At 32.3% G+C, this 17,187-nt stretch carries 17 protein-coding genes; 5 read left to right on the top strand and 12 right to left on the bottom strand.

Features of this window, described 5'->3' with window-relative positions:
* Positions 1-6: 6 nt before the first annotated feature.
* The 3 genes from EU95_RS03385 to hisS form a co-directional block, all read right to left on the bottom strand.
* Complete coding sequence (locus tag EU95_RS03385) at positions 7-306, bottom strand: TIGR02450 family Trp-rich protein (protein ID WP_032522408.1); 300 nt, start codon at positions 304-306, stop codon at positions 7-9.
* Between the two features lie 2 nt (positions 307-308).
* Complete coding sequence (locus EU95_RS10160; protein WP_241466728.1) at positions 309-458, bottom strand: hypothetical protein; 150 nt, start codon at positions 456-458, stop codon at positions 309-311.
* 140 nt (positions 459-598) lie between these two features.
* Entirely contained in the window at positions 599-1,882 is a 1,284-nt protein-coding gene (gene hisS, locus EU95_RS03395; RefSeq protein WP_032522406.1) for a histidine--tRNA ligase, read from the bottom strand.
* 98 nt (positions 1,883-1,980) lie between these two features.
* Here hisS and EU95_RS03400 point away from each other — a divergent pair, with 98 nt between their 5' ends.
* Entirely contained in the window at positions 1,981-2,403 is a 423-nt protein-coding gene (locus EU95_RS03400) for a GLTT repeat protein (RefSeq protein WP_032522405.1), read from the top strand.
* A 30-nt stretch (positions 2,404-2,433) separates the two neighbouring features.
* On the opposite strand, the gene EU95_RS03405 is transcribed toward EU95_RS03400, so the two are convergent.
* Positions 2,434-3,213: a 3'-5' exonuclease gene (locus tag EU95_RS03405; RefSeq protein ID WP_032522404.1), complete on the bottom strand. Its 780-nt coding sequence runs from the start codon at positions 3,211-3,213 to the stop codon at positions 2,434-2,436.
* A gap of 116 nt (positions 3,214-3,329) precedes the next feature.
* On the opposite strand from EU95_RS03405, the gene EU95_RS03410 reads away from it, so the two are divergent.
* Positions 3,330-4,052, top strand: coding sequence for a DUF1350 family protein (locus EU95_RS03410; protein WP_032522403.1), 723 nt, complete (start codon positions 3,330-3,332; stop codon positions 4,050-4,052).
* On the opposite strand, the gene acs is transcribed toward EU95_RS03410, so the two are convergent.
* The 6 genes from acs to EU95_RS03440 form a co-directional block, all read right to left on the bottom strand.
* The gene (acs, locus tag EU95_RS03415; RefSeq protein WP_032522402.1) at positions 4,049-6,031 is read right to left on the bottom strand and encodes an acetate--CoA ligase; all 1,983 of its coding nucleotides are present in this window, start codon (positions 6,029-6,031) and stop codon (positions 4,049-4,051) included. The genes EU95_RS03410 and acs overlap by 4 nt on opposite strands.
* A 95-nt stretch (positions 6,032-6,126) precedes the next feature.
* On the bottom strand, positions 6,127-7,098 hold the full coding sequence (sds, locus tag EU95_RS03420; RefSeq protein ID WP_032522401.1) for a solanesyl diphosphate synthase: 972 nt from the start codon (positions 7,096-7,098) through the stop codon (positions 6,127-6,129).
* 27 nt (positions 7,099-7,125) lie between these two features.
* Positions 7,126-7,920, bottom strand: coding sequence for a glutamate racemase (murI, locus tag EU95_RS03425; protein ID WP_032522400.1), 795 nt, complete (start codon positions 7,918-7,920; stop codon positions 7,126-7,128).
* Entirely contained in the window at positions 7,917-9,002 is a 1,086-nt protein-coding gene (locus tag EU95_RS03430) for an N-acetylmuramoyl-L-alanine amidase (RefSeq protein WP_032522399.1), read from the bottom strand. Before EU95_RS03430 ends, murI begins: the two co-directional genes overlap by 4 nt.
* A complete protein-coding gene (locus tag EU95_RS03435) occupies positions 9,002-9,829 on the bottom strand; it encodes a carbon-nitrogen hydrolase family protein (RefSeq protein ID WP_032522398.1) in 828 nt (275 codons plus the stop codon). Before EU95_RS03435 ends, EU95_RS03430 begins: the two co-directional genes overlap by 1 nt.
* A gap of 30 nt (positions 9,830-9,859) precedes the next feature.
* Positions 9,860-10,588 (bottom strand): 2-phosphosulfolactate phosphatase family protein, encoded by a 729-nt coding sequence (locus tag EU95_RS03440; RefSeq protein ID WP_032522472.1) that lies wholly within the window; start codon positions 10,586-10,588, stop codon positions 9,860-9,862.
* Between the two features lie 127 nt (positions 10,589-10,715).
* On the opposite strand from EU95_RS03440, the gene aroA reads away from it, so the two are divergent.
* From aroA to glmU, 3 genes are read left to right on the top strand one after another with little or no spacing between them, the layout of a single operon-like run.
* A complete protein-coding gene (gene aroA / locus EU95_RS03445; protein ID WP_193742486.1) occupies positions 10,716-12,032 on the top strand; it encodes a 3-phosphoshikimate 1-carboxyvinyltransferase in 1,317 nt (438 codons plus the stop codon).
* Positions 12,033-12,044: 12 nt separating this feature from the next.
* Complete coding sequence (locus tag EU95_RS03450; RefSeq protein WP_032522397.1) at positions 12,045-12,950, top strand: tRNA (5-methylaminomethyl-2-thiouridine)(34)-methyltransferase MnmD; 906 nt, start codon at positions 12,045-12,047, stop codon at positions 12,948-12,950.
* Between the two features lie 25 nt (positions 12,951-12,975).
* On the top strand, positions 12,976-14,325 hold the full coding sequence (glmU, locus tag EU95_RS03455) for a bifunctional UDP-N-acetylglucosamine diphosphorylase/glucosamine-1-phosphate N-acetyltransferase GlmU (RefSeq protein WP_032522396.1): 1,350 nt from the start codon (positions 12,976-12,978) through the stop codon (positions 14,323-14,325).
* Position 14,326: 1 nt separating this feature from the next.
* Here glmU and EU95_RS03460 read toward each other — a convergent pair whose 3' ends face one another.
* A complete protein-coding gene (locus EU95_RS03460) occupies positions 14,327-15,700 on the bottom strand; it encodes a UDP-N-acetylmuramoyl-tripeptide--D-alanyl-D-alanine ligase (protein ID WP_032522395.1) in 1,374 nt (457 codons plus the stop codon).
* A gap of 7 nt (positions 15,701-15,707) precedes the next feature.
* Positions 15,708-17,165 carry a glycogen synthase GlgA gene (gene glgA, locus EU95_RS03465; protein ID WP_032522394.1) on the bottom strand — a complete coding sequence of 486 codons (1,458 nt, stop codon included), beginning with the start codon at positions 17,163-17,165 and terminating at the stop codon, positions 15,708-15,710.
* Positions 17,166-17,187: the final 22 nt, after the last annotated feature.

Here is a 17,187-nt window from a genome sequence, read left to right as displayed (position 1 = left end):
ATCAAATTATGAAATGTTAAATAAAGAATCTTCATTAATAAATATCTCATCAATTCCTTCTTCTTTTTTGCTGGATTTATAATCAAAATATCCTTGAGTAATCGATTGAAGCTTTGGAATATTGATCCATCCCTCGTACCAATTTCCACCATTTATTAATTCTTCGTAAGTTACTTTAAAATTAATCTCAGAATCAAGAACAGAAACCATCAAAAAAATAATATTTCCCTTTTCTTTAGTCTCATTTACCAAAACAAAATGTCTTAATCCATTTATAGGTTTAATAGAAGTCCAGTAATTTTCCATAATTATTTTTTCTTAATGTTACCCTCAAAATTTTCTTTAGATATTTTTTTATATTCTTTTCTAATTTCGTCTAATAAAAGTTTTCTTTTATCCATGTATTTTACAGAATCTTGTTTTGATAAGTTATATCTTTCTTTTTTAGTTAAATTCATCCAATTATTAAGATTCTTCTTATTGAAAGTTGTTATTTTTTTAGAATTGAAAACTTTTTGTTTTCTATTTAATTTAAGAAAGTTTCTTAAATTAAAAAAAATAAATATGAAAATAAAAATTATCACTATCTTCAAGAACATTAATTTAAAAGTAAGTTTTTGTTTATCCAGTTTTCTAATTTAATATCATTTTCAAAAGATATAATTTCTTGTTCATTTCTATTACCTGATTGATCAAAGAGTCTTATAATGAATTCTCCATTAACTGCCTCATCATCACCAATAACAATAATACTTTTGGGTTTTAGTTTATTTGCCTTCTTAAATTGTTTAGAGAATGAAGCTCCACTTAAATCTAACTCAACTAGTAAATCATAATTTCTTAATTTTCTAGATAAATCCATTGCTAATGATTCAGCAATTAAGCCTTGATTAATGATATAGATATCAGTATTTCTTGGAATTTCAAACTCTCTTCCTGCGAGTAAAATTAATCTTTCTAAACCAATAGCGAATCCAATTGCAGGGGTATTTGGCCCTCCCATTTGTTTTATTAAATCGTCGTATCTTCCTCCTCCGCAAACTGTAGCTTGGGAGCCTAAAGAACCACTTGTAATTTCAAAAGCTGTATGGGTATAGTAATCTAAACCTCTTACAAGCTTAAAATTTTCGACATAAGGTATTTTTAAAACCTCTAAATTTTTTTTTAAATTTGAATATCTTTTACGACTTTTTTCGGATAAAAAATTAAATAATTTTGGAGCATTCTCTAGTAGTTTTTGTGTTTGAACATTCTTAGAGTCCAAAATCCTTAAAGGATTTTTGCAAATCCTATTCTGAGAATCTAAATCTAGAGAATTTTTATTTATCTCTAGCCATTTTAAAAAGGATTTTTGAAAATTTAATCTATCATTAAGATCACCCAAAGTATTTATTTCAAGATTAAGTTCTTTTATTCCTAATTTACCTAAAATATCCCAAGCTAAAGCAATAATTTCAACATCACTTCTAACTGAATCGTATCCTATAAACTCAACACCTAACTGATGAAACTGTCTTTGCCTACCTGCTTGAGGTCTTTCATATCGAAACATAGGCCCCATGTACCAAAGTTTTTGAAGAGGATGATTAGACAACATGCCATTTTGTATTAACGCTCGTGCAACTGAGGCGGTTCCTTCAGGCCTAAGAGTGCAGGATCTCTCCCCTCTATCTTTAAATGTATACATTTCCTTACTGACAACATCTGTTTCTTCACCAATTCCTCTTATAAATAATTCAGTCATTTCGAGTATTGGTGTTCTTATTTCATTGATAGATGCTCTTGCAAGCTGTTCTAGTACAATTTTCTCAACGTTTTGCCACTTTATTAATTGATCAGGCAGCAAATCTACCGTTCCTCTAAGATTTTTTAAGTTATTCAAAGTTCTAGAAAATAATTCAAAATTTTTAATTCAAGTAGAAATTAATCTTTAATTGGTTATTTTGTGGGACAATTTTAATTTAACATTTAGAAAAACTATTGGAAATTAATAAAAATAAAGAGAATCTACATTGCGGTACAAAACCAAAAAAAATTGCTTTTGGAATAGCACCCCTTGGTATAGTTTCAGTAGGAATAGTGCCAATGGGAGTAATAAGTATTGGAGTAGTTCCAATGGGTGTATTCTCTTTTGGCGCTGTAGCAATGGGAATAGTGAATTTATCAGTTGTTGGCATGGGGATTATCTCTGCTGGGGTTACTACTATGGGGATATGGGAGTATTCACCTAATTCTCAAAACAATCATCATAATCATTCCAAACATGTTACCAATTCAAATAAGGAAAATATGATATCAGATTTATTTAAAACTAAAGAAGAAGCTGAAAAGGCCGCCTCAAAATATGGATGTGATGGAGCTCATAAAATGGGTAATAAATGGATGCCTTGTAAAATGAACTAAATATTTTCTTAGTCAAAAAATCATTAAATATCAATTCAAGATCTCAACTCCAAAATCAAGATTTTTTGCTTCGTCAGTAGTTAATTTTCTTGCCCAAGCTCCTTGAACAGGGTTATTCCATCTGAACCCAGCATTTTTAGCTAAAGATCTATCTTCGTAACTAACTAAGGCCTTGTATAAAAACCGTGGTTCAGTTGCTTTGAGTAAAACTTCCTCTAAATTATCGCATTTTTTAAATACCTCAGAAATATAAAAACAGTCAGACAAAGCTCTATGTAAATTCCAAACTGGTATTGAAAAAGATAGGGCTAGATCAGTTACTGAGGGTCTTGTTTTTAGTGATTTTTGAAAAGACCAATTTATATCCTCTAAACTACATATCCACTTTTTATTAAGCTTAGGCAATCTCCCTTTGCCAAACCATTTCTTATCAAACTCTACATTATGTGCAACAATGAAATCCGAACAATCAACAAGTTTCAGAAAGAAATTCAATCCATCTTCCCATGGTTGAGAGATATTAGTTACTTCTGCAGATATACCATTAACATGTTCGGCTTCATTATTATTAACTGGGAATAAAAATGAAACTTGTGAAAGCACGCACTTAAAAGATACATCAAACAAAATACAACCTATCTCTATCACTTCATCTTTATTTTCATCTAAGCCTGTTGTTTCAGTATCGAGAATTAGAATTTTTTCAATTTTTTTATTTTGATTAGCAACACTCTCTCCAGAGGGATAACTAATAACTTGATCCTGAAGAATATCCAATTGATTTAATTCTTTTTTGTTGAATAGTTCCAATTAGCTGAAAACACTTTTATTTATCTTGACGCATTTAATAAAAATTTCTCTTAAATTAATATAAATTTAGAAATATGACTAGAAAATATTTTTGAAACATTATTAGTTCACGAAAAATGACTTTTAGAAAATATCAATTTAACAATTTTTGTTATTGGCCTTCTAGTCCAAAAAAAATAGTGGAATTTATTGGTGGAAGTTATCTGGCTTCTAAACCAGATTTAACCTATAGAAGATTCATAGAGAGTTTAATTAATAAAAACTATGCAGTACATGCATACAAATACACTCCGCAATTTGATCACCAACAACTTGCTATTAAAGCATGGAGGGATTTTAAAAATTGCCGAATATCTTTATCCAAGAGGATAGGAGCATCAATTCCTTCAATAAGAATTGGTCATAGTTTAGGCTGTAAACTTCATCTAATTTCGCCTGATGGTGGAAGAAATTGCGAAAAATTCATATCAATTAGTTTTAATAACTTCAGTGCTAACAAATCAATTCCATTATTGAAACAAATTTCTCAAAAATTAGAATTTAATAGTGAATTCAGTCCAAGCCCTGAAAGAACTTTGCGATTAATTGAAAAAACATATAATCAAAAAAATAACTTCCTAATAAAATTCAACTCAGACGAATTAGATCAAACAGATAAATTATTATCTTGTCTGAAAGCAAGAAAAGAAGATAATTCTAAGGGAGTCATGTTAAAAGGTACACACACTATAATCGCAAGTGCAGGTCTAAGAGAAAATTTTTTGGGAGACTGGGCTGATGATGAATTCAAGAGGAATACTATTAAAAAAATTTCCAATTTAATTGATGAATCTGATTAGGATAATTCTTTAAGCTTTTCCAAAACAGAACTATCTTCAAGAGTGCTTATATCACCAGTTATTTTTTCTCCAGCAGCCAAAGATCTTAAAATTCGCCTCATAATTTTTCCACTACGTGTTTTCGGAAGAGAGTCAGAAATTATAATTTTTTCGGGCTTTGCGATAATTCCAATTTCATTAACAACATGTTTCTTTAAATTATCTACTAATTCTAAAGAACTGTTCACTTCTTTCTCTAGAGATACAAAAGCAACTATTACTTCACCTTTTAAATCATCTTTTCTGCCCACGACTGCAGACTCTGCAACTGATTTATGACTTACCAAAGCAGATTCTATTTCCATTGTTCCTAAACGATGGCCAGAAACATTTATGACATCATCAACTCTTCCCATAATCCATATATATTCATCTTCATCAATGCGTGCTCCATCTCCAGCAAAATAAACATTTTTTTCTCCTTTAAAGGAAATATATTCCCAATAACTCTCCAAATATCTCTCTGAGTTTCCGTGAATTGTTCTCATCATTCCTGGCCATGGTTTCTTAATAATTAAATAGCCACCCTCGTTCACCTTAACCTTATCTCCATTCTTATTGACGATTTCAACTTCGATACCTGGCAGAGGGAAAGTAGCCGATCCCGGCTTTGTCGAAACAACTCCAGGCAAAGGACTTATCATGACACCACCAGTTTCAGTTTGCCACCAAGTATCCACTATAGGGCACGTATTTTTTCCAATTACATCTCTATACCACATCCATGCTTCAGGATTGATTGGTTCTCCAACAGTTCCCAAAAGTCTTAGACTATCTAGATCATATTTGTCAGGTATTTCACGTCCAGACTTCATAAAAGCTCTTATTGCTGTTGGAGCAGTGTAAAAAATCGAGACCTTATATTTCTGAACAATTTCCCAAAAAGCACCTAAGTTTGAGGGTCTTGGAACCCCCTCATACATTAAGGTGGTAGCTCCATTAGATAGAGGCCCATAAACTATATAACTATGGCCTGTAATCCAGCCTACATCGGCAGTACACCAATAAATATCATCGTCTTTTAAATCAAAAATCCACTTAAATGTCAGATGAGACCAAAGATTATAACCACCTGTAGTGTGAACTACACCTTTTGGTTTTCCAGTAGAACCTGAAGTATAAAGAATAAAAAGTCTATCTTCGCTGTTCATTATTTCTGGTTCACACTGATCTTTTTGATCTTTTAATAATTCGTGCCACCAAAAATCTCTATCATCAACCATAGAAATATTTTTTTTAGTTCTTTGAACAACAACAACTTTTTCAACAACTTTATCTGCACCATTTTCAATTGCTGCATCGACTGCTTGCTTAAGCTCAATTACCTTATCTTTTCTAAAGCCACCATCGGCAGTAACAACAAATCTAGCATTGCCATCAATTAATCTATCTTTTAAAGCTTCTGAAGAAAATCCCCCAAAGACAACTGAATGAGGTGCACCAATTCTTGCACAAGCTAACATCGCAAACATTGCCTCAGGAATCATTGGCATATAAATACATACCAAATCTCCTTTTTTTACTCCAATCGCTTTTAATGCATTAGCAGCTTTGCATACTTCTTTTAAAAGTTCTTCATAGGTATATTTTTTGCTATCTCCAGGTTCACCTTCCCATATAAGAGCAGTCTTACCTCCAAGCCCTCTTTTAATGTGCCTATCTAAACAATTATATGTAATATTGAGTTTCCCTTCTTTAAACCATTTAAAAAAGGGCGCATTTTCGCTATCTAATACAGTTTGAAATGGCTCAAACCAATCTAATTCAGATTTTGCAAAAGATTTCCAAAATTGAATAGGATTATCTGATGCTTGTTTTTTTAGACTCAGTAATTCTTCTTGAGAACTAATATTTGAGTTTTCTGCAAATTCTTTTGATGGAGGGAATATTCTCTTTTCATTGAGTATATTGTTTATTGAATTTTTTTTATCTAATGACATTAATTAAATTTATGCTTAATAAATTTAGTCTAAAAATTTAAGGTTTTCAAAAATTTTAATATTAATTTAGCTGGGATAATTTATTTTTTGTAAGTTTAATAAATACGACTTAGGACAAATTCTGGGAGAGCCATTAACGCTCTCTTGTAGTCTGAATCGGGAAGCCAAACTATAGCTTCTTTAGAGAGCATTGCAAAATCCTCAGCTAGTTTTCTGGAATTTTCGATGGCTTTAGAATTCATAATAATATCGAGGGCATCATCCAAATCATCTTTTTCAGCAAGTTCTCTATTGATGAGAACAGACAATTTCTTATTTTCTTCTAGGGCATATAAAACTGGTGCAGTAAGGTAACCACTGGCAAGATCGCTAACAGCAGGTTTTCCAAGTTGTTTGTCATTTCCTGTAAAGTCAAGAATGTCATCCACAACTTGGAAAGCTAAACCAATATTTTTGCCAAAATCGTACAAGGAGGTTAATTTTTCATCAGACAGATCACTCAAAACTCCAGCTGCTTTAGTACTATTTGCTATCAATGATGCTGTTTTACAATAGCTTTTATTGATGTATTTGGAAAAAGATTGAGCCGAATCAAATCTATTTAAATTTTGTTTAATTTCACCTTCTGCTAAATCCATAATTACTCTGCTAAGTAATTTAACTACATTTACATTATCAAGATTTGCTAGGTGCCAACTCGCTTGTGCGAATAAAAAGTCTCCTGCCAAAACAGCCACTCTGGTATTGAATCTGCTATGTACTGTATCGACTCCTCTTCTTATAGAAGCTTCATCAACAACATCATCGTGGACTAATGAAGCTGTATGAATCATTTCTGTAATTTCGGCAAGCCTTTTATGTTTATTTGTAAGATTAAAGTCAGGGGATATAGCTTTTGATATCAATAAAACAATTCCAGGTCTAAGCCTTTTTCCCCCAGCACTAAAAAGGTGTTCTGCTGCAGCTTGAAGAATTGGATGACCAGCACCTATAAGATTTTTCAGTTCGAGAATAAGATCATCAAGATCATTTTCAACTGGTTGTAGTAGCTCTGTTACTGTATTCATGATTGACCTCTTTTCTATATTAAGGAATCAAACATTAGTTCGGAGGTTAACCAACCTAATTTCTTTATTAATTCCAAGCCAAAATTTTACTTTTTTGAAAAATCCCTCTTTATCTGAAGTAACAAAGAATTCTACATTACCAAAAGAAAGACTCTCGTAGTACTCGGTTTTTGGAATATTAAAAGATTCACTAAATTTTTTTATTAAGGCTTCCGATGGATCAATAATTTTTATATTTGCATCTATTTTTTTTCTTAAAAAGTTATAAATTAAAGGATAATGACTACACCCTAGTATTAATTCTTCAATATTTTCATTTAATAATGGTTTTAAATACATTTCAGAAAGATTATTTAACTTAATAAAGTCAAGCCTTTCTTTCTCGATTTCTGGTACAAATTCTGGACATTCTTGTTGAAATATTTTTAAATTCTCTTTTTTAGAACTTACAGCAATTTTGTAATAAGAGGATCTAACTGTTGTTTTTGTTGCTAAGACCCCAATTATTTTTTTATTAATTATCTCTGATACTGAGTTTATGAGATCAAAACAAGGGATCTTTAAGTTATTTTCTAAAATATCAAGTGCACATGCATTTGTAGTGTTACAAGCAACTAATAGTGCATCCAAATTCTTATCTTCAAAAAAAGTACAAATCTCTTTCGCAATGATTCTTATCTCTTTGGAACTTTTATTTCCAAAAGGAATTCTTTTTGTATCCGCCAAATAAACAACTTCAACTTCTTTGACAGTTTTTAGTAAAGGATTAAGGATAGTAAAACCACCTATTCCGCTATCAAATATACCTATTTTTAGTTTCACCCTACTTTAGAAAGATATTCAAGGATACCTTTTGCAATTGCATAAGCTATTCTTTTACGATGGGCGGGTTTTTCTAATCTTCTTGCATCTAATCTTCCTGTTAAAAAACCAATTTCAACAAGTACTGCTGGCATCCTAGTATTTTTAATTACGTAAAATCTACCTTGTTTAACTCCTCGATCAGGACTTCCAGGAGAAACTCTTAGAATTTGTTTTTGAATTCTTTTAGCAAGTAATCTACCTCTCCAGCCCCTAAAGTAAAAGGTTTCTAAACCATTAATATCCTTTCTTTTTCCTCTAGAGGCATTAGCATGAATACTTACGAAGATATCAGCATCCGTATTGTTAGCGAAAGAAACTCTAGGAGGTAAGTCCATATCAATTTCATTTTTTCTGGTTAAGAATACTTTGACACCTTTCTCAGAAAGTAACTTTTTTACTATTTTCGAAACCTCTAATACAATATCCGTCTCCCTCATACCACCTATTCCTATTGCTCCTGGATCAGGTCCTCCGTGACCTGGATCAAGAACGACCGAAAATTTGTTTTGTTTTATATTTGGCAATTGCATGTAATCATGCATACTTTTCTTCACATAACTTGACTTCGGTTTTGTATTTAAGTTTCTTACTCTTTTTGCAACTACACCTTCACCAATTTTTTCAAATGAATATTTTGGTGTAAAAAGTTTTATTCTCCACCTATTTTGGTCTAAGCCAACCAATCGCCAAGTCAATGGATTCAAGTAAGTTTCTTCTTTAAATTCAATTACAAGTCTTGTTTTCCCCTGATTTGGTTTACCTAATCTAATTTCTTTTATTGGACCATTCCCTTTTAAATTTCTAGGATTTTTTAATTCTCCTGGGAAATCTATCCAGAATCTATCACCAGATATTTGATTAGCTTTCTGAAAATATGCTTTTAAATTTGTATTTGATTTAGTTCTTATTTCTAAAACACCATTTTTTTTTAACTCCCATGCCGCCAGAGCGCTAGAAGATTTAACTGGGAGTATTGAAGAATTTAAAAATAAAAAAACGGATAAACAAAGAAAAAGTTTATTATCTAAAAACTTTATCATTAGTTTGAAAACAATTTGTTTTTCCTATGTTTAAGGCTTGGCATCTGCTCCCTAATTTTCTTTACTCTTTCTTTATCAGCTGGTGCTATCGCAGCTCCCTGAGTTTTCCCAGCATCAGATAAAACTGTACCCCAAGGATCAATTACCATTGCGTGACCATGACTTTGTCTTCTCCCATAATGAATCCCAGTTTGAGCTGGAGCAACTACATATGCGGTATTCTCGATTGCTCTTGCTTGTAAAAGGATTTGCCAATGATCTTTTCCAGTAAATGCTGTAAAAGCTGCGGGAATCATAATTAGCTCTGCACCATTAGAAGACAAATATCTATAGAGTTCAGGAAATCTAACGTCGTAACATATCGATAATCCTATTTTGCATAATCCTGGAACATCTACAACAGGGGGATACTCTGCCCCAGATAAAATAGTTGATGATTCCTTGTATAAATTTCCATCTGGCAAATCAACATCAAACAAATGAATCTTGTCGTATTTTGCTAAAATCTGTCCATCTTTCCCAAATAAGGCGGACCTATTAAAAGTATGGCTATCATCACCAGCAGGGACAGGATAGCCTCCTCCCAAAAGAAATACTTGATATCTTTGTGACATAGTTTTTAGAAAATTTGCACACTTCTCCGACAATTCAGAAGCTAATCTAAGTTTTTCATCATCTCCTCCTAAAAAGGCAAAATTCTCAGGCAATCCTATTAACTCAGCACCTCTTCTGGATGCTAATTCGATTTGCTCTTCAGCTTCAGTAAAATTTGCTTCAACATTTGAAGTACTAGTAATTTGCAATGCGGCTACCAAAAAATCAGTCAAGGCCTTACTCCTAATGAACCAATTCGTAAATCATGAGGCACGAATCACACCTCTTTCAACTTGAGCTGGAACAATATCTAAGCAATCAAGTTCAGAGCAACATTTAAAATCATCCTCATAATCTCCAAGACTTGTCAATCTTTTGCCATGAGTTGCTGTCTTTAAACATTTTAAAATATCATTTTTCCAAAAATCCCAAAGTGCCAAAGCTGCCTGTAATTCATCATTTAGAATGTTAACTTCGAAATCACAGTTCTCTTTTAGGTATGAGGCCAAAGCTCCAGCAGCTAAAGAATCCTCAAGTGAATAAGAGCCTTCCCAACCGCTACCTAGTATTAAAACATTCTCACTTTTTAATGAAATGATTTTTTCGGCAACTGCTTTCCTATTTGGAAGACCCATAGCAAATAAATGCTTAGCATTTTGAACTTTTCGTAATGATTTAGTCCCATTAGTCGTACTCATAAAAAGTCTTTTACCATCAACAACTTTTTTTGTAACTGATAAAGGAGAATTTCCTAAGTCAAAGCCCTCAATTTTCTTTCCGCCTCTCTCTCCAAGCATTAGTCTCTTTTCAGTTTGCCACTTAATTGCAGATTCTTTTAATAAATCTAAATCTGCAAAAACTTGTATTGAATCAGCTCCATTTTTTAAAGCCCAAGAAATTGTGGTCGTAGCTCTTAAAACATCAATGACCACTGCAATGTCTGGACTTATTTCCGGAACTTCCTTTGCAACGTGATAATAGGTAAGATTAATAATCAAGTCCCTTTTCTTACACTATTATAGAAAACAGTTACTTAATTTGATTATTTTTTTTTTAAAACAAACTTATTGATAATATATAACTAATTTGTTTTTACAGAAATCTTATCAAGTATTTAATTTGAAAATGAACAATATCCGCACAATAAAAGGTGGAGTTAATTTAAAAGGAAAAGTAAAAGTACCTGGAGACAAATCTATTTCTCATAGAGCTTTAATAATAGGAAGTATTGCTAAGGGTGAGACGACTATTGAGGGGTTTTTACATTCTGAAGATCCACTTTCAACTGCTGATTGTCTTAGAAAATTAGGTGTAAATATACCAGAAATAAAAGAAAATGAGCCTTTTACTATTTCAGGATTGGGTCTTGATGAATTAAAAGAGCCCAAAGAAATTCTAAATTGTGGGAATTCGGGGACCACCATGAGATTATTAATGGGTTTATTAGCCGCACAAGAAGGTAAGAATTTCATCTTAACCGGAGACGCTTCTCTTAACGAAAGGCCAATGGGGAGAGTTGGCAAACCGTTATCTTTGATGGGTGGCAAAATTTCTGGAAGAGAAGGCGGTAACAAAGCTCCAATCTCAATTGATGGAAAGAAACTTAAGGGATGTGTTATTGGAACGCCAGTGGCAAGTGCTCAAGTGAAATCAGCTATATTATTGGCAGGCCTCAATGCTTCTGGAACTACTTCTGTTATTGAACCAGCATCTTCAAGAGATCATACTGAAAGAATGTTAAAAGCATTTGGAGCAGACATCAGTATCAGAGGAGAATTAGGAAGGAATGTAGTTATCAAGTCAGGGGGTAACTTAATTGGCCAGAGAATATTGATTCCTGGAGACATAAGCTCTGCTTCTTTTTGGATGATTGCTGCATCTATTGTTCCAAATTCAGAGGTTTTAATTAAGAATGTCGGATTAAATCCTACTAGAACTGGAATCTTAAATGTAATGGATTCAATGGGGTGCAATTATGAGATTTTAGATAAATCGATTATTGCAGGCGAACCTATTGGATCTATTAAAGTAAAGACTGCAAATGATTTGAGATCATTCACTATTGAAGGAGATATTCTTCCAAAACTTATAGATGAAATTCCTATTCTTACCGTGGCTGCCTGTTTTTGTAATGGGGTTTCTGAAATTAAGGATGCACAAGAACTAAGAGTTAAGGAGACAGATCGATTAAAAGTCATGGCACGGCAGTTACAAAAATTCGGCGCTGAAATAACAGAAAAAGAGGATGGGTTAATTATTAACGGGCAATCAAAATTTCATTCTGCAGAGGTAGATAGTGAGACAGATCATCGAGTAGCAATGAGTCTTGCTATTGCTTCTCTTCTTGCTAAAGGTACCTCAAAAATCATGAGGTCTGATGCTGCTAGCGTCTCGTATCCCACTTTTTGGGAAGAGCTGGCCAAACTAACTAACTAGCCTAAAAAGTTTTTGTCTGAATTAATAGAAGTTTTAACTAAAGATGGTAGTTACTCTTTAAGAAGTGTGTTTTTTCAAGAGAACTTCCATAGTTTATTGGGCGCATTGGGTGAAACAAAGTCAAAGTTTACAGCTACTTCTAATTTGCAAAGATTTAAGGGCAAATCTCTTAATGTTTTGGATATATGTTTTGGTTTAGGATACAATTCCGCTTCTTTATGCGATGAATTAATTAAACAAAAATCCTATTTAAATTTGTATGCATTGGAGATTGATAAAAAGCCTCTTGAATATTCGCATAAAAATGAATCTTTCCTTAAATTATGGGATCCAAAAGTCAAAAAAATATTTGCATCACTTTATAGAAAAGATTATTTTGAGGATCAATTTTTTAAATGCAATATTTTTTGGGGTGACGCTAGAGAAAAAATCAACATTATTCCTTCCTCTATTAAATTCGATCTGATTTATTTAGATGGTTTTTCTCCTCAAAAATGCCCACAAGTTTGGACAATTGAATTTTTATCTAAAGTCAGAGAATATCTTAGTCCTCAGGGTTATTTAATAACTTATTCTTCATCAGCGGCAGTAAGAAAAACATTAAGAAATCTTGGATTAGAAATTTTTACTATTAAGCCAATTTTTAAAAACAGAATTTCCTGGAGTCAGGGAACTGTCGCAATATCAAAATTTGATAAGAATAAATTTAAACCTAATTTCAATTTTGAAAATTTATCTTTAATGGAAGAAGAACATCTCTTAACTAAAGCTAGTATTCCATATAGAGATCAAGATTTGAACTCAAGTAAAGGCGACATAATCAGGAGAAGATTAGATGAACAATTATTCTCAAATCTATTATCTACAAATAAATGGAGAGAAAAGTGGGGAATGACGAAGTTATCCGTTAAGAGTTAGATTTAAATTAGGATTTCAAATTAACATGTTAAGTGTTGCGATATTAGCGGCAGGAAAGGGCACTAGGATGGAAAGCTCATTGCCAAAAGTTTTACATAAAATTTCTGGCAAAAGTCTTCTACAAAGAGTAATTGATTCATGTGTCGAATTAAAACCTGATAAAATTTTCATAATTACTGGACACAAATCAAAAGAAGTACAAAAGTCAATCCCAAACGATAAAAAAATCCAGGTTGTTGTTCAAGAACCTCAATCAGGAACCGGTCATGCTATCCAAGTACTTTGTAAAGAAGTAAAGAAACATGAAGGAAAACTTTTAGTGCTTAATGGCGATGTCCCCCTCATTAGGCCAAGTACTCTAAAAAAACTTTTGTTTTTACACGATTCAGAAAATGCTGATGTTTCTTTAATTACGACAAAGAAAACAAATCCTCATGGATATGGCAGAGTTTTTTTGAATGGGAATTTTATAGAGAGAATTGTTGAAGAAAAAGATTGCAATGATCTTGAAAGAGAAAACCCATTAATCAATGCAGGTATTTACTGTTTTAACTGGAGTAACTTGTCAGAAATAATTAATACTTTGCAAAGCAATAATAATCAAAAAGAGATTTACTTAACAGATACAATATCCTTGCTAAAAAATTCCTTAAGTCTCGAGGTAGAAGATAATGGAGAGCTTCAAGGAATTAATAACAGAATTCAACTATCAGAGTGCGAGGAATGTATTCAGAATTCAATTAAAGAAAAGCATATGCTTAATGGTGTAACTTTCATAAATAAAGCAAGTTGTTCAATTAGTGAAGAAGCTGAAATTGGTAAGGATGTAATCATAGAGGCGAATACACATATAAGAGGTAATACGAAAATAAATAGTCATTGCATTATCGGTCCAAATACTTTTATTGAGAATTCTAATGTGGGATTACAATGTAAAATTTCAAACTCTACTATTTATGATTCTCAGATAATGGATCATATAAAAATTGGCCCTTATAGTCATATAAGACCTAATTCCAAAATATCTTCATACAGCAAAATAGGCAATTTTGTTGAGATCAAAAATAGTCGGCTAGAGGAAGAATCTAAAGTAAATCATCTAAGTTATATTGGTGATTCTATTATTGGAAGATCTACAAATATTGGAGCAGGCACTATTACTGCAAATTTTGATGGACAGAAAAAATATCAAACAAAAATTGGTAAAAATTCCAGTATTGGAGCAAACACAGTTTTTGTAGCTCCAATAAATCTAGGGCAATCAGTAACAACAGGCGCTGGTTCAGTGATCACAAAAGATTCTAAAGATAATTCATTAGCGATCTCAAGAACTAAGCAAGTAAATATAGAGAATTGGAAAAAAAAGAAATCCTGATCTAGTTAATTAATTCAATAATTTTTTCAAGTTGCCAATATCTGCTCCCTTTTATAAGAATAGAATCACCTATTTTTGTAGATTTGTTTATCTCTTTAGGTACATCTTTAATATTATTTAAAACTAAGAATTTTTTTTTATCTTTTAGATAATTGGTATAAATTTTTTCATTTTCTTTTTCGCAAATAAATAAACATTTTTCTATATCTGAATTATTTATTAAGTTGAATATTTCTTTGTGATATTTTTCAGATTCTTTTCCCAATTCTTGCATACTTCCAAAAATGAAAAATTTATTTCTCGGTTTTTCGATCAGGTTTTTAATGCACGCTTTAACTGACTCTGGCGAAGCATTATATGATTCATCATATATTGTTGTTTTTACTGATTTAAGAATTTTATTCCTTCCACCTAAACTTACAAAATCAAATTTATTAAAACTTGCAAAATCAATGCCTAGCTCTTTAGCAACAGCATAAGCAAATAAGAAATTCGAAGCATTGTGAAATCCCTCAAATGAAATTTCAAAGGTATTTTCTTCAATTAAAATTGTTTTTTTCGAAGTATTATAAAATCCTCGCAAATTATCATCTTTCTTGAAACTCTCTTTTTGCTTATCTATATTTAATAGTTTTACTTTTATTACTCTACCTTTCCAAAATTCTTTTAAAGCTTTTTCTAGGAATGGATCATCTGCTGGAATTATTACAACTCCTTCTGGATTTAAGAACTTACTAATTTCACATTTTGCATAAGTAATATTTTTTTTTGAGCCTAATAATCCAATATGAGCTGTCCCAATGTTAGTAATAACTGCAATATCGGGTTTACTATATTTAGATAAATTCTCGATCTGTCCAGGACCTCTCATTCCCATCTCAAGAACTAAAACTTTATCTTCTATATCTGCAGCAAGAATAGTAAGGCCAACTCCTATTTCATTATTGAAATTTGCATGAGATAATTTAATTCTTCCAAGTTTATTTAAAACCCCACCAATCATTTCTTTTGTTGTTGTTTTACCCACTGAGCCAGTTATTGCAACTATAGGAATATTTAATTTTTTTCTTTTTAGCAATGCTAATTTTTGAAATGCCTCTGTTGTGTCATTTACAACCCAATAAGGAAAATTACTAGGAAGTAATCTCTGCATACCTTTTTTAATTACAACAGATTTAACTCCTTTATTTAAAACCTCTGGAAGAAAACTATGTCCGTCAAAATTTTTACCCTTAATAGCTATAAAAAGATCGTTTTTTAATAAAGTTCTACTATCAATACTTATATTCTTAAAATTCAAAAAATCTCTTTTCACCTCGCTCAGATTTTTAATTTCCCCCAAAACATCGTTTAATTCTGATAAAGAGAATTCCATTGAAAAATTAAGTCATACTTTTTTTTAAAGATGGATCAGCTGATTGACCGTAAGAAAATTTTTCAACTTCAGCAAAATCTGGCGATGGTTCTTTTATTCCGCAAACATCCTTATACATAACTTCGTATTCAAGAGCTGATCTTTGCCAACTAAACTCTTGACTCATGGCTCTTTTTTGCAGTAATTCCCAACTATCTTTATGCCTAAATGCTTCCCATGACCTTACTAAAGAAGTATAGAAATCTATAGGTTCAAAGCGATCAAAGCAAAATCCAGTGCCATTATTATTTTCTGGGTCATGAGGTAAAACTGTATCGACCAAACCTCCAACTCGCCTTACTATTGGAATAGAGCCATATCTCATGGCGAGGAGCTGACTAATACCACAAGGTTCAAATCTACTTGGCATTAAGAATGCATCTGAGCCACCATAGATAAGCCTTGATAAAGAATCATCATAGGTAAGAAATACTGAGAATCTTCCTGGGTAATCTAATGCTAGTTGCCATAATCCAGACTCTAAATATCTATCTCCAGTCCCTAAAACAGCGATTTGAGAATCTGTATAGGCCAATAGTCTTCTTGAAACTTGTAAAAGTAAGTCAACCCCTTTCTGATCAACTAACCTACTTACCATACCTAAAAGATATTTTTTAGAATTAACTTCTAGACCCATTTCTCTCTGCAGAATTTTTTTATTTTCTAGCCTATTTTCTAAATTCTTAATACTGAATTTTGCAGGTAAAACTGGATCTTTGGCTGGATTCCATTCATCAAGATCTATGCCATTAAGAATTCCCCTTAATTTACCTGATATGTAATTAAGTAATCCTTCTAGGCTTTCCCCGTATTCATGGGTTTTAATCTCATCTGCATAAGTCGGAGAAACAGCATTGACCCTATCTGCATACAACATTGCCGCAGCCATTGTGTGGTCTCCATGCATATACCAAGGACACCAAGTCATTTTTTCAAGTTTCCACCTCCAAGGTCCTTGGTATTTTAAATTATGAATTGTGAAGACAGTACTAATTTCGGGATCCTGATGCATCCACACAGGGATCATTCCAGTGTGCCAATCATGGCAATGGAGAACTTGAGGTTTCCAACAATTCCAGGCAAATTCTGCAGTAGCACTAGCAAAAAATGTAAAGCGCCAGTCCTCATTTTCACCTCCATATATTTGGTCAGAGTCGAATGTTGGATGACCCACTAGGTAAATCACATAATTATGAATGGGATGTTTTGCTTCATATACAGCAAAATCAGTGCCCATTGTATTTGCTCTAAAAACTGGTTCATTGGATACCTCTAAAAGACTCCACAATTTTCCATATCCTGGAATTATTACCCTTACATCGTGACCAAGTTTTATCAAAGATGGAGGCAACGAACCAACCACATCTCCCATACCTCCAACTTTGATCATTGGAGCACATTCAGCAGCGGCAAGAAGAATTCTCATTGATAATTATTTAAAAAGGTTC

Origin of the sequence: Prochlorococcus marinus str. MIT 9201 (assembly GCF_000759955.1) — a bacterium.
Taxonomy (GTDB): domain Bacteria; phylum Cyanobacteriota; class Cyanobacteriia; order PCC-6307; family Cyanobiaceae; genus Prochlorococcus_A; species Prochlorococcus_A marinus_G.
This window is presented reverse-complemented; position numbering and strand designations above follow the sequence as displayed.